At 64.7% G+C, this 11,735-nt stretch carries 11 protein-coding genes and 1 pseudogene; 5 read left to right on the top strand and 7 right to left on the bottom strand.

All coding sequences use genetic code 11. From position 1 onward, the window contains the following. The 3 genes and pseudogenes from AB0K10_RS22230 to AB0K10_RS22220 form a co-directional block, all read right to left on the bottom strand. Positions 1-1,789 (bottom strand): hypothetical protein (locus AB0K10_RS22230; protein WP_363686271.1); only part of this gene is annotated, 1,789 nt, incomplete at its 3' end. Between the two features lie 379 nt (positions 1,790-2,168). Continuing rightward, positions 2,169-2,462: a hypothetical protein gene (locus tag AB0K10_RS22225; protein WP_363686269.1), complete on the bottom strand. Its 294-nt coding sequence runs from the start codon at positions 2,460-2,462 to the stop codon at positions 2,169-2,171. Between the two features lie 138 nt (positions 2,463-2,600). After that, positions 2,601-3,291 (bottom strand): annotated as a pseudogene (locus AB0K10_RS22220) (transposase family protein); the annotation flags it as partial. Positions 3,292-3,766: 475 nt separating this feature from the next. Between AB0K10_RS22220 and AB0K10_RS22215 the strand changes: the two are divergent. Both AB0K10_RS22215 and AB0K10_RS22210 read left to right on the top strand, forming a co-directional pair. After that, positions 3,767-4,585 carry a hypothetical protein gene (locus tag AB0K10_RS22215; protein ID WP_363686267.1) on the top strand — a complete coding sequence of 273 codons (819 nt, stop codon included), beginning with the start codon at positions 3,767-3,769 and terminating at the stop codon, positions 4,583-4,585. 602 nt (positions 4,586-5,187) lie between these two features. Further along, positions 5,188-6,693, top strand: a complete 1,506-nt coding sequence (locus AB0K10_RS22210; protein ID WP_363686265.1) for a hypothetical protein — start codon at positions 5,188-5,190, stop codon at positions 6,691-6,693. A gap of 355 nt (positions 6,694-7,048) precedes the next feature. Here AB0K10_RS22210 and ribD read toward each other — a convergent pair whose 3' ends face one another. The 4 genes from ribD to AB0K10_RS22190 form a co-directional block, all read right to left on the bottom strand. Further along, positions 7,049-7,933, bottom strand: a complete 885-nt coding sequence (ribD, locus tag AB0K10_RS22205; protein WP_363686263.1) for a bifunctional diaminohydroxyphosphoribosylaminopyrimidine deaminase/5-amino-6-(5-phosphoribosylamino)uracil reductase RibD — start codon at positions 7,931-7,933, stop codon at positions 7,049-7,051. Then, positions 7,933-9,084, bottom strand: coding sequence for a hypothetical protein (locus AB0K10_RS22200; protein WP_363686261.1), 1,152 nt, complete (start codon positions 9,082-9,084; stop codon positions 7,933-7,935). The genes ribD and AB0K10_RS22200 overlap by 1 nt, the downstream gene beginning before the upstream one ends. A 379-nt stretch (positions 9,085-9,463) precedes the next feature. Then, positions 9,464-9,658, bottom strand: a complete 195-nt coding sequence (locus AB0K10_RS22195; RefSeq protein ID WP_363686259.1) for a DUF397 domain-containing protein — start codon at positions 9,656-9,658, stop codon at positions 9,464-9,466. After that, positions 9,655-10,542 carry a helix-turn-helix transcriptional regulator gene (locus AB0K10_RS22190; RefSeq protein WP_363686257.1) on the bottom strand — a complete coding sequence of 296 codons (888 nt, stop codon included), beginning with the start codon at positions 10,540-10,542 and terminating at the stop codon, positions 9,655-9,657. The genes AB0K10_RS22195 and AB0K10_RS22190 overlap by 4 nt, the downstream gene beginning before the upstream one ends. 430 nt (positions 10,543-10,972) lie before the next feature. Between AB0K10_RS22190 and AB0K10_RS22185 the strand changes: the two genes are divergently transcribed. Genes AB0K10_RS22185 through AB0K10_RS22175 form a run of 3 tightly spaced genes read left to right on the top strand, consistent with a single transcriptional unit; the run spans position 10,973 to position 11,732 of the window. Further along, on the top strand, positions 10,973-11,230 hold the full coding sequence (locus AB0K10_RS22185) for a hypothetical protein (RefSeq protein WP_363686255.1): 258 nt from the start codon (positions 10,973-10,975) through the stop codon (positions 11,228-11,230). Then, positions 11,227-11,502: a hypothetical protein gene (locus tag AB0K10_RS22180; protein WP_363686253.1), complete on the top strand. Its 276-nt coding sequence runs from the start codon at positions 11,227-11,229 to the stop codon at positions 11,500-11,502. Before AB0K10_RS22185 ends, AB0K10_RS22180 begins: the two co-directional genes overlap by 4 nt. Further along, positions 11,499-11,732, top strand: coding sequence for a hypothetical protein (locus tag AB0K10_RS22175; protein ID WP_363686251.1), 234 nt, complete (start codon positions 11,499-11,501; stop codon positions 11,730-11,732). Before AB0K10_RS22180 ends, AB0K10_RS22175 begins: the two co-directional genes overlap by 4 nt. Positions 11,733-11,735 lie beyond the last annotated feature (3 nt).

Raw genomic sequence — 11,735 nt, 5'->3', positions numbered from 1 at the left:
GGTAGAGGTCGACGGCTTCCTCACTGACGGCCGGTGCCTCGACACGGCGCCCTACCTCCGCCAACGTGGCCGCGTGGTTGTTCACCGACATGGCGAGGTCGGGCAGGTAGGCGTCGCGGCTGCCGGCGACCAACTCGCGGTAGAGGTCGACGGCTTCCTGGCTGACGGCCAGCGCCTCGACACGCCGCCCCACCTTTCCCAACCAAAGGGCGTGCGAGTTCAGTAGGGACGCTCGGTCGTTTGGCGTGGTCGCCGCTGGCGGAGCGCGCAGGGCGTGGGTGGTCAACGCGACCGCGATCTGGCCGAATTCGATCGAAGGGTACGGCACCCGACGCGCTGTCCGCAGGACCCAGTCAGGGTCGAGTTCGGCCGTGACGAGCCGGGCTGCGACCCGGGGAGCGAGCATTCCGGGGAACTGGAGGCCGACCTGGAGTACCGCCTCGGTCATCACCGGCAGAGCCGCGGCCAGCGCCACGTCGATCATCTCCGCAGCGTCGGACTGGTGGGTGCGCGCGCGGCTCAGGACCGTCAGTGCCTGCACCGCCTGACCGAGGGCCAACCCGTGCAGGATCATGCTGCGCTCGGCCGGGGTGCTTTCACGCAGGACCGCGACCGCGAGGTCCTCGGCAAGCAGGTCCGGCTGCAACGTCCCCAGACCACCGCCCGTCCCCGCCGCCGGGTATAGACCGTACAACCAGTCCACGTACCCGTTGACCACCTCCGGCTGCGCCCTGCCCAGGCCCGGCACCCGGCGGACCAGCTCCATGGCCTGCTCACGATTGTCCGCGCCCAGCAGCGCCGCCACGGCGACCAGCCGCCGCAACACGGCATCGGCAGCTGGCCCACCCGCACCTGGTAGAGCGTCGCGGCGGGCCCGGTGCCGCCAGTACCGGGCCTCATGGCCCAGCACCTCAGCCAGCACGTCGAACCGGTCATCACCAAGCGGCCCGCCCAACACCGCCAGCAGCGCCTGCGCATGCATCCGCAACACCGGAACATCCGGGCCCACCCCACTCGGTGGAACATCACCCGGAGGCCGGCGATGCAGCCGGGCGGAGAACGCCACCACCGCCTCGGCCACGATCTGCTGCGGGGTGTAGTCCTCAATACGAGCCGGCACCTCTATGACGTTCGCCGGCAAAGTCAACGCGTCCACCAGATGCGCCTGTGGCGGGTACGCAGCCGACAGCGATGACCACCACAACCCGGCCGTCCGGGCCAGCAACAACACCCGCACACCACCGGCCCGATGCGCCACGCACAACAGGTACGCCAACGCCTGCGGGTCACGGGTCTCCGCGTAATCCACCGTCAGCAGCAACCGGCCCGGCCGGTCACGCACCTCAAGTTCCGTGGCGACCGTCGCCTCCCCACCGGGTGCCACCGGCCAACACTCCCAGCCCGTCAACCGGCCGGCGAAGTGCTGACCCAACCGAGTCTTGCCCACCCCACCCGCGCCCACCAGCAGCCGCACCACACTCGTCGCCGGATCCGCGCACCACCGGTCCAACGTTGCCAGCAGCCATCCACGACCGACGAACCCGACCACCGCCGCCTGCGGACGCAAGAGCCACACCACCGACTCCGGCAACTCCGCCACCAACGCCCCCGCGACCACCCGATCCCGCCGCTCACCCCGCTGCCGCGCGACCCGAACCCACTCCAGGACCGACGGCGCGAACGCTCCCACCACCGCCGCCGTTGCGCCCGCGAGCACCGTCCAACGCAACTTGCCATCCGTGACCAACGCCCACACCGCCGCCACAGCGACCGCTGCGGGAACCAGCACCGCCCACCAGCAGCGCCCGACCCGCCTCAATCCAGCCCGAAGCACACTCGCACGATACTGAAGGTGATCAGACCAGCACACAGTCGATCATCCGAGAATGGCATCGGGTCATCGGCAAAGTCGTGAGCGGATCAGGTTCCGTGCGCGGCTGATCCTGAGGTTCGGTTCCCTCGTGCCGGCGTGCACGGCGTGGCCCTATGCAGGAGACGCAGGTGCGTGCAAACGGACGATTTGCGAGGTGGTCGGTGGGGATCGGGCGGCCGTAGCGTTCACAGGTGCCGTAGGTGCCCGAGTCCAGTCTGCCGCGTTCGGTCAGGGGTGCATTAGCGTGGATCACGAGGACCTCCTGGGTGATGCGGAACCTTCGACAAGCTCCACCTCACCCGGAGGTTCTCACCCATTTCAAGATCTCAGCCCTGTCACCAACGTCCATGGACAGAACAGCTAGGGCCTTGTCGAGGTCGGCCAATCGGCGGCGGGTTGCGGCGAGGACGGCGGCGAGTTGTGCGCGCTCGTCGGAGATCGTGCTGCCCTCGGGGTCGTGTTCGTCGTCGGCGTTGGAGTCCCGGCTGGCCTCGAACACGGCGTGCAGGTCTGCCACGCGCCCGTTCAACTCGTCGGCGACCGCTGAACGCAGTCGCTTCAGTTGAGCGCGACTGCCGTCGAAAGTCACCGTTCTACGTTAGGTTCCGCGGCCATTGGGGTTGCGGACGCTCGACCGGGTCCACCAACGGCCACCCGTCGCCGCCACATCAGCTACGGCCGGAAGTCCCGGCCTGACCTGGCTGGTCACCGCCAATGTGCTCGACTCTGCCCGGATCTTGCGGTGCCCGGTGTTGTAATCCTGCTTCCAGGCTGGCAGTTCCCTGCCGTCAAGGGGATTGCGGGACGGCATGATCACCTCAGGGTTGCCGCGGTAGCCGCCGTCGGCCATCACGGTCCTGCTGGCGAGTTGGTCGACGACGCCGCTGCTGCGGTACACGATCGTGTCCTTGCGGTTGCCGGGTTCCGGGTCGTTCAGGGCGATGACCAGGCGGGTGTTCGCAGCGATCGCCACTTGCAGGTTCGTCAAGTACCGGTAGTTCTTACTATGAGCCGCGAGCCGGTAATCCCGGGTCGGAATCAGGGTGCCGTCGACGATCGCGACCTGGCCCTTCGGGCGGCGGCGTACCGGCGCCAATGCCAGCAAGGGTCCGATCGTGTCGATGACCCGGTGCACTGCCGTGTGCGAGACGCCGAACAGTGGCCCGAGCTGGCGCATGGTCAGGTTCGTGCACCAATACACGGCCACCCGTAACACCCGATCTGACAGGTCGAGGGCCCAGGGCCGGCCCGGGCGCCCGTGGGCGATGGCATCACCGATCATCACGGCCATGCTGTGCGCCACCACGTCGTGCAGCGCCACGTGCGGCGACCAGGCGAAGCAAGCGGCGGAACTGCGCCGGGCGCAGTCCGGTGAATGGGAGGATCAACTCCTGGCCAGAGGTCGAGAACACCTGCACACATCGATGATCATCCGCCGTCCGTGCTCGACTGCACCGGGTACTGAGACGACCCTTCAGGTGGTGGTGACGCCGCCGCGTGACGGCGGAGGCGCAAAAGCGGCTTCCAATGAGCGGGGCGGCGTGATCCCAAAACGGCTATGGCAGGAGCTACGACGGCAGCGTCGGTGGTTCCTCTGGGTGATGATGGTATCGATGGGCTGCACCTACGCGTCGATGTTGATGAGGGGCCCGAACCCCGGGTTCGGTGGTCCGGTGTTCCACTTCACCGTGCTGTGTGGGTTCGGTGCGGTGCTCGTAGCATCGGTGGTCCTGATGCTACGGCGGGGCGGGACCAACGCCGGTAACCGGTGGAGCGCGCACGGACGTCCGAAGCTGCTTGATGACGTATCGCGCAAGCGGACCGTCACCGGGTAACGAGACATCGCTTAGAGTCCGCTCCAGCATCGAAGCACCAACGAGCGGAGTCGCATTCATGTTCGACGACCTCCTCCGCGCCAGCGCGGCACTGCTCCATGACATCAGCGTGCAGGTTCAGGACGTGCGCCACAACGAGCCCGCCCCTGGCTCGGTGTGGCGTCGTGAGACGGCCCTGGATGCGACAGTTGGTGACGAGGGTTTCCCAGTGCCTTACAGCTTTGCCCACCACGTGCACCGCACGCTCAACTACGCTGCTGCCGAACGCCTCGAAACTCTTTCGTGGTGTGTGCAGCCCGGCTTCCCGCAAATCCTCAGCGCCATCGACTTGGCCCGCGCCGCAGCAGAAACAGCGAGTCTGGCGGCGTGGCTGGGTCGTCCGGAAGCGGACGGTGAGGCTCGGCTTCGTCGTCTGATGTACATGGTGCAACGGGCGGATGGGGAGCAACGTGGATTGCAGACAGCGCTGGGCGTAGAGCTGTCATCGAGTTCGAAGGGGATCCTCGACTGGGCTGGCCGCAGGAGGCTGCGTGCCGAGCGATACCCGTCTCGTGAGGCGCTGCTAGCTGCCGTCGATGAGGATGCCGGCTCCATACATTACAAGCGGCTGAGTTCGTTTACTCACGGCAACCTCGACGCCATGATGGCCCTCTACATCGAGATTGAGCAGGCCCAGAAGGGCGATAGCCGGCTCCTTGAGGTACACGCCTTGTCGGTTGCGACTGTGGCAACGAGTTACATGCTCGGGGGGTTAGCCTCGCTGGTCCGAATTACTGGTATCGGGCAGCCGGAGCTGGCGGCTCTTGACGAGAGGGCCGAGAAGTTGGAGGAGGCTTTGGAGTGGGCTGCGGAACAGGTGCCCGACTTGGCGCGGTAATTGGCGTCTGGTTCTCCACTTCCCCATCGCAGAAGTGGAAGATCACCAATATTGGATCCGATTCGCAGCACACGCACCTCGTCATGAGCGTGCACCTGATCTCGTCCACGCGCGGGCGTCCAACCGTCAACCGACGACCGGTGGCGGCGTCGGGTGTGTGCCAACCAGCGCTGGCATCGGTCGCTCGTACTCATGGGCCGCTCGGGCGTCGTCGAAGACCTCTTCGGCGACTGCGGCTGTGTACGGCACCTCGCTGCAGGATGCCCGACCGAAGTGACTAGCCGCATGCTCATCGACCTTTCTCCTGGCGCCGACGGTGTCTGTGCGGCGGGTCCTGTAGCGCAAGCCCTTGGTCCGTGATCGCCCTTCGACGTGGCTCCGTCGATACGTGGGTCGCCCGACGCCACATCTTGGATGCATATGTCCGTTTTGACAATATTCTTGTTATTGAAACTCCATAGTCAACGTTTATAGCGGAATCGGCGCAGATTCTTCCTACAGTGGAATCGTTGCTAAGATTCGCGGTGGGGGTGCCGCAGTGGGTGGACGTGCACGGCATGTGAGGTTCGAACCCTCCTCCCCCCCAAAGAAGACGAACGGGAATGATCAACATGTCGACATCGACCGCGGTTATCTGGAAGGTCGTAGCGCGCCTTAGTCGCAACATTTTGACGCCCGGAGAAGTTGGAACATCCTTCAATTCGACACCAAGCCCAGGCGTGTTCCGAAAATTTGGCGTTCCTCTGGAGTACGCCTACACGCCGCTCAGCTTGACGCCAACACCTCCGTTTTATCAGGCCATCAAACGGAGCCTCGCCGACATTCATCACGAACCCACGGGGAAGAAGTTTCCTTTTGCGCTCCATCTCCCCGTTCTAGGATCTGGCAAACTACGGGCGAGGTTTCGGCTTTATCCACCCGCGACTGCGATCGCGACGTTTAGCTTCGACGCAAGCACCAGCGTCGATGTGGAGCAGCTTTTTGCGTTCCGGAACGTCGAAGTAGATGCGACGCTAAGCCGGATCGCCCGAACCTCGCTCGCGTTGATTAACTCGGGAGACCATCGAGCACAATCAGAAATTTCGATCCAAACTTACCCAGCATTTCGGATACTGCAAAGCAATCTTCGCGAATTCAGCAGCTGGAGCCCTCGCGACAAAAAGCAGCTAATTGGCCTATTGATCGGCAACCGGACGTTCGACTTAATGTCCGATGATATCGTCGCGCGAATCCAAGAGCTCAACTCGGAATTCAACAAAAAGAGCACCGATGAGCTGCTACTGCTGAATAAGCAAAGCCTCCTACTTTTGACGTCTGACCTAGAACCACAGCCAGGTATCGGCGATCGATTCGAGCGCTCCGTCGACCTAGTAGAGGTCGCGCTCGCCTTCAGGACCTTCCTACAGCACTACCCTGGAAGCCGCATCGGCGTCGAAGAGTTTAGCGACTACATCTACTGGAGAATTCGCTCGTGGATCCGCAACTACAGGGCAATATTTGCCGAAAGTGTGTCGAATAGGTATCTTTGGGAACACTTGATTCGCGAGTTCGGCCTGACGGAACTGGTGAGCATGGTGGAGGCAGATAACCGTTGGATTGGCGAAAAGCTGGAGCAGCAATCGAAATTCTTTGCAACCTTGGGGCCCACGTGGTGGGCCGACCCCGACTACGCTAACGCCTTTGCCAACTCAAGCCGCTCACCCGACGCTCAGGAACTCGCCTTCCTGACTGACAGGCAGCTCCGCTCGGCCGTTTTGGCAGATGTCCGCGAGGCTGGACGCTCTTTGACTGCGAAGAGCTATAAGTCGGCAACGGTTATGGCAGGTGCTGCGGTTGAGGCTATGTTGCTCGATGCTCTAATGAACCGCACGGCCCTTAGCCAGCAGAAGCTGCTATCCCAGTCCTTGTCCCAGTATATAGCACATGCGCGCGCCGAGAACCTGGGTTTAGACGAAGGCGTGCTGAGTATTGTCGATCAAGCGATGCGCGGGTGGCGCAACTTGATACACCCGGGGCGACAGTTGCGAATGAATGTCGTAATTGATGAACACAAGGCAAAGCTCGCAGTAAATGCAATGCATGCTCTTGCAGCTGAACTGGCGAAATGATCGTATGACGATCGAGCATGCCGTGTTGCTTGAAACCGTTAGGGGAAGGTCCAGGCTGACCGCTCGGACCCACGAGTGGGCACGGGTCGGTTCTGCTCGGCTGCTGGTCAACTCGCAGCCACACGACGCCATCGAGGCACTCATTCGCTTCGCATCTCTTACGCACTTACAGCTTCTCGGCGGGAGGGCGAGGAAATCGCCAAGCTGAAGGAGTTCGCGAACCGTGCCGAAACTGAGCTCGGCAACAGTTTCTAAAGAGTCACCGCTCAACATACTCCTGCGCGTCTCCGCGAGAATCTACCAGACGCGAACCAGCGCGATGATCAGCAGCTGACCGGATGAGTCCTATCCCGCGCTACACGCGCATGCGTCGCATGCGAGACGTCAACGAGTCCCCGTGAGCCACGACTTCGACCAGTCGGAAGCCGATGGGCGTGAGGTCGGATCGAACCACTTCCAACGCCTGAGGCGGGTCAGTTCGCGGCACAGCGACGACGAGTTCGTCGATGACGTGCAAGTGCGGCTGCAGCGCGGCGGCATGCTGTTGCCCGACTACGAGCACACTGCGCACGCCGCCTTCGAAGGCGGCTGATAGCCATTCCGCCAGACCGACGTCGATGTCGGCACCGCTGGGTAGCGCGAAGTGCGCGCTAGCGTGTCCTCCTGGGATGCCCTCGTCGAGGATCATGCCCGAGACGACGAGGTCAGCGTTCGCGCGAAGGTCGAGCAGGAGCCGTTCTTCCGCCGCCGATTGATGTCCGCCTTCCGCTGCAAAGGCCCAGGCCACGTAAGGCCTACGACGCACGGTCGCAGTCAGCCACGGCTCGAGGACGGTCAGGGCTTCGTCGCGCAACACGTCGGTCTCGACCTGGACGCCGGCGGCGGCGAGCATCGAGGCGCCGCCGTCACCGCGAGAGGTTGGGTCGATGACCGCGATGACAACCCGAGAGATACCCGCGTGGATCAGCTCCTGGCGGCACGCCGGCGTGACTCCGACGTGGTTGCATGGTTCGAGCGTGACGACAGCCGTGCCACCGCGAGCCGCACCTCCCGCTGCGTTGAGAGCGTGAACTTCGGCGTGTGGCTCTCCTTTGCGGCGGTGAAACCCCGCACCCACTACCGTTCCCTGCTGGTCCAGGATCACGCAGCCGACGGGCGGGTTCGGGCTCGTCGTACCCAGCCCAAATGCGGAGAGGGTGATGGCATGCCGCATAGCGGACAGCTCGAGGTCTGACGCCATCAGGCAGTCTCCACAAGGTCGTCGAGGAATGCACGGACGTCAGCCAACTGGCGGTGCTCGTCAACAGCGGAGCCGATCTGGCCGAGTTGGTGCAGAATCCGGCGCGATCCCGCTCGTCGAGCGATCGGTAGCGCTATATGCGCCGTGGCGGCCGCTTGCTCAGGCTGGTCAGCCGCTACATGCGCTGCGGCCTTCGTAAGCAGGGCTGCAGTGAAATCCTGGCGGTGGAGCGACGGGATCGACGGCAGCGCGGCGTCGAGTACCGCGATGGCCTCGTCCGGCCGACGCCCTAACCTCAGACATGCGCCTCGATGAACCTCGATGTAGCCGCTCGTGCAGTAGGAGGCGTGCTCGCCCTCGGGCTTACCCGGGCCGCGGTCCGCGGCCCACTCATGCGCGTTGTCCAGGAGTTGCATGGCCTTGCCATGCTCGCCGACTGTGGCGAGCGCGTGGGCATGCTGCACGCGGAGTGCCGCGCGTACCGGACTGGGTACCTTCTTGTCCTGTAGCATCGCTGCTTCGGCCTCTTCGACAGCACGCTGCGGCTTTCCAGCAAGAAGCCAGTGCTGACTGCTGCGGTATGTCGCCCACGCTGTCATCGTCGGATCAGCAATCTGGTCCGCCCAGGTGAGCGCCTTCCGAGTCCACCCCTGGGCCGCTGGGGCATCGTTGAGCGAGTGGTTCAACCAAGCTGCCGATTCAGCGTACTGGGCGGCGAGGCGTACGAGGCTGGGGCGAAGCGACGATGGCACATCGTTGAGCAGCCGGTCGAGCAGCGTGAGCTGAGCCGTGACACCAATCAAGGCGTACTGCGGTCCGAACAGCTTGTCGTTCTGGACGAGCAGGTGCCACTGGGCTCGCAGCTGATAGATCGTCTCATCCCAGCTTCCCTGCATCGGCTGCTCATGGCCGTGGTTGGCGGTAGTGGTGGCGTCGGTACGCCGCGGGCTGTAGAGGTCGAGTTGGCCGTCGCTGGCGGCACCGAGGACGTGGCGGAGGGCGGCGCGACGCTCTTCGCTGGGCCAACGGTGCTCGCCGCGTTCGAGCTTGCCGATCCAGCGGAAGTCGACGTAGTGGGCGGTGAGGACCCTGCCGGGGTAGAGCCGGTCAAGAGCGGCGTTGACGGCGTCGGCCAGCTCGCTACGCGACATGGATTGCCCTGGCCGCCGAGGTGAAGGTAGACGCCGGCGGGCGTCGCTGAGCAGGGTGTTCGGACTGATTACCGTATCCGGGTGGCGGGGCACTACCGGTCCCGGCGCGCTGGCAGCTGAGGGCCGAGACCTTCGTCGCCATCACCTCTGCGCTGCCGACTGGGTTCGATAACGGTCTCGAGATGATGTGACACTCGCTCCCCCATTTCACGTCCGCCAATGGCGGGCGCTCCGCTGCTGCTGATGGCTACTCGAAGTCATGTGGATTCGATGTCCAGGATGCCAACATCGGGCCCAGAGGGCCACGGTTCTATTGGCGTGAAACCCTCGCGTCAGAGGCCGAGGCACACCTTGGCGCTGCAGCGCACTTTGGCCAGGGTCAGCGGCTGAGGTCGCCGGCCCGGAGGCCGCTGGTGAAGGCGCTCCAAGTGCCGAGTCGGAATTCCAGGATCGGGCCGGTGACGTCCTTCGAGTCGCGTACGCCGACGGTACCGTCGCCTGCGTTGGCGACCTCGACGCAGTTGCCATCGTCGCTGCGGGTGGACTTGCGCCACCTCGTGTATCGCGAAGTCATGCTGGAACTCCTTCGATGGGTGACAGGTCCTGCGCCGCTACGCGGAGCAGATGAATGCTGATGTTGGGCGCGAGCGCAGCGGCCTTCAGCCGGCTGTGCAGGCTCAGATAGGGCTGGACCTCATCCGGCTTGGTGTAAATCAGATCAGTCGTGAGCGTGTCGGCGGCGACAGCAGAGGAGTCCGGCGTGTCGCGATAGCGGTAGATCGAGTAGGCGGACCTGGGCGCGCTGTGGCCCTTGATGGAGGCGTCGATCGGTAACACGCGGACGGTCACGGTTGGGTGTGCGGCGCAGACGGCGACGATGTGCCGGAGCTGGTCAGCGACGATGCGTGGATCAGCGGCGCAGCGTCGGATCGCGATCTCGTCGAGCACGACGTCGTAGCGCGGCCCATCGGCGGCGAGGAGCAACTGCTGCCGGTGTGCCCTGGCAGCAACCGCTGCGGCGGGATCGAAGGCCTCGGGGTGACGGGCAGGGTCACTCCGCAGCCGAGCATCGGCAAACGCCCTCGTCTGGAGCAGACCGGGGACCAGCGCCAGGGCGTACTCCGTAATGGCTCTGGTGCCGCTCTCCAGGTCGGCGTAGGTGGCCTGCCTGGCACCCATTCGTTCCGCGTCGGCCACCCACCATCCCCGCGCCCAGCCGTCGGTCGCCGCGTCCATGATGGCCGTCCGCCGGATGGCGCCGACGCCCAGGTAGTCACAGATCGAGCTGACCAGATCGATGTCGGGGCCGAGGTGCCCATTCTCGAGAGCACTGAGCTGTTGCCGCGGAAATCCGACGGCGCGCGCGAGTGGTTCAGCCGCCAGCCCATGCTCGTTGCGCAGGCGTCTGATCTCGCGTCCAAGCCATCGTCGCCGGACGTACGGACTGGGTCTGGTCACCGGCGGCCTCCAGGGCTTCGTCAAGCCGGTCGACCAGACGGCCGGCTGGAGAACTCAATGTAACCCCAACAAATGCTGAACGATCTTGGAGGCGGTTCCTGCGCAGCGGTAAATGCGCAGCTCAGAGGGCGGTCGGACCGGAGGTCGGTACCTGAGGTCGGACCAGAGGTCGGCATTCCCAGTCGTACAGCATTCCGTGATCGTTGAATCGCAATCGGTTATGCGCCAGTGGGCCCGAGCCCACCAGGCGGTTGCTCGATCGCCCGTAGATCAGCTGGGCAGGCGCCTGCTTCGGCACCGCCCAGTCGAGCAGGGTGCAGGGCCCGTCGCGATCCCCCGTGCGGGATGGTCCCTGCACCCGTCGGACGGCTGCGCGGCCAAGGTCGGCGAGGGTCCCGGCCGTGCGCCCACCCAGTGAGGGGAGATGACGGTGGCGAAGCGAATCAAGTGGTTCGTCCCAGCGAAGGACGGTCGGCAGTACCGGCCGTTCGGCATTGACTGCGAAGGCGCGGCGACGCTGTTCGGTCACCGCAGCGGATGGAACCGGACCGGCGCGGCCGAGTCGAACCGACCTTCCCCTCAAGAACTCGCTGCGGAGAACCGTGCCTTCTGGGCCGGTCTTGATCGGGTGCCTGCCAATCGGCAGATCCGTCTCGCCCCGCAGGGTGATGAGCAATCCGCGCCATGAACGACGCCGGCGATCTCCCCACCGTCAAGCCCGGGACGCTGCTGAGGCTCGGTCCCGACGATTGGTCTCTCGGGCGAGACCTGACCCCTGGCACGCATGTCGATGTGGTCGTCGCCTGGCTCCGCACCGACCTCGCGCACCTCAGCGAAGAGTGGATGTGGGTACGCGGTCACCGACCCCAGTGCGAGTACCCCAAGGTTGATCTACACCCGCCCTGCATGGAGCTGCGCATCAGCGTCGCCGCGTTACGCCGGATCGGACCGACGTCGTGACCAGCACCGACGAAAGCGCTCGTCCCGTGGACCGTTTCGAGTCGGCCCGCCTGACGGTGCTCCAGCACGTAGGTGGTCGCATCTGCTTCCACTGCGACGACAACGAATGCAAGCAGTACGCCTGGGCGATGGAGGAGCTCACCCGCCACACCGGGGGCCAACACCTCCTCTGCCAGCTCGGGCTTCTTCCCGCCACCGATAGCTCACCCGCGGAAGGCCAGCCACGGTGAACA

It is taken from the genome of Micromonospora sp. NPDC049274 (genome assembly GCF_040678875.1).
In the GTDB taxonomy this organism is placed as follows: Bacteria; Actinomycetota; Actinomycetes; order Mycobacteriales; family Micromonosporaceae; genus Micromonospora.
Note: the sequence above shows the minus strand (reverse complement) of the source record. Positions and strands in the feature narration are given on the sequence as shown.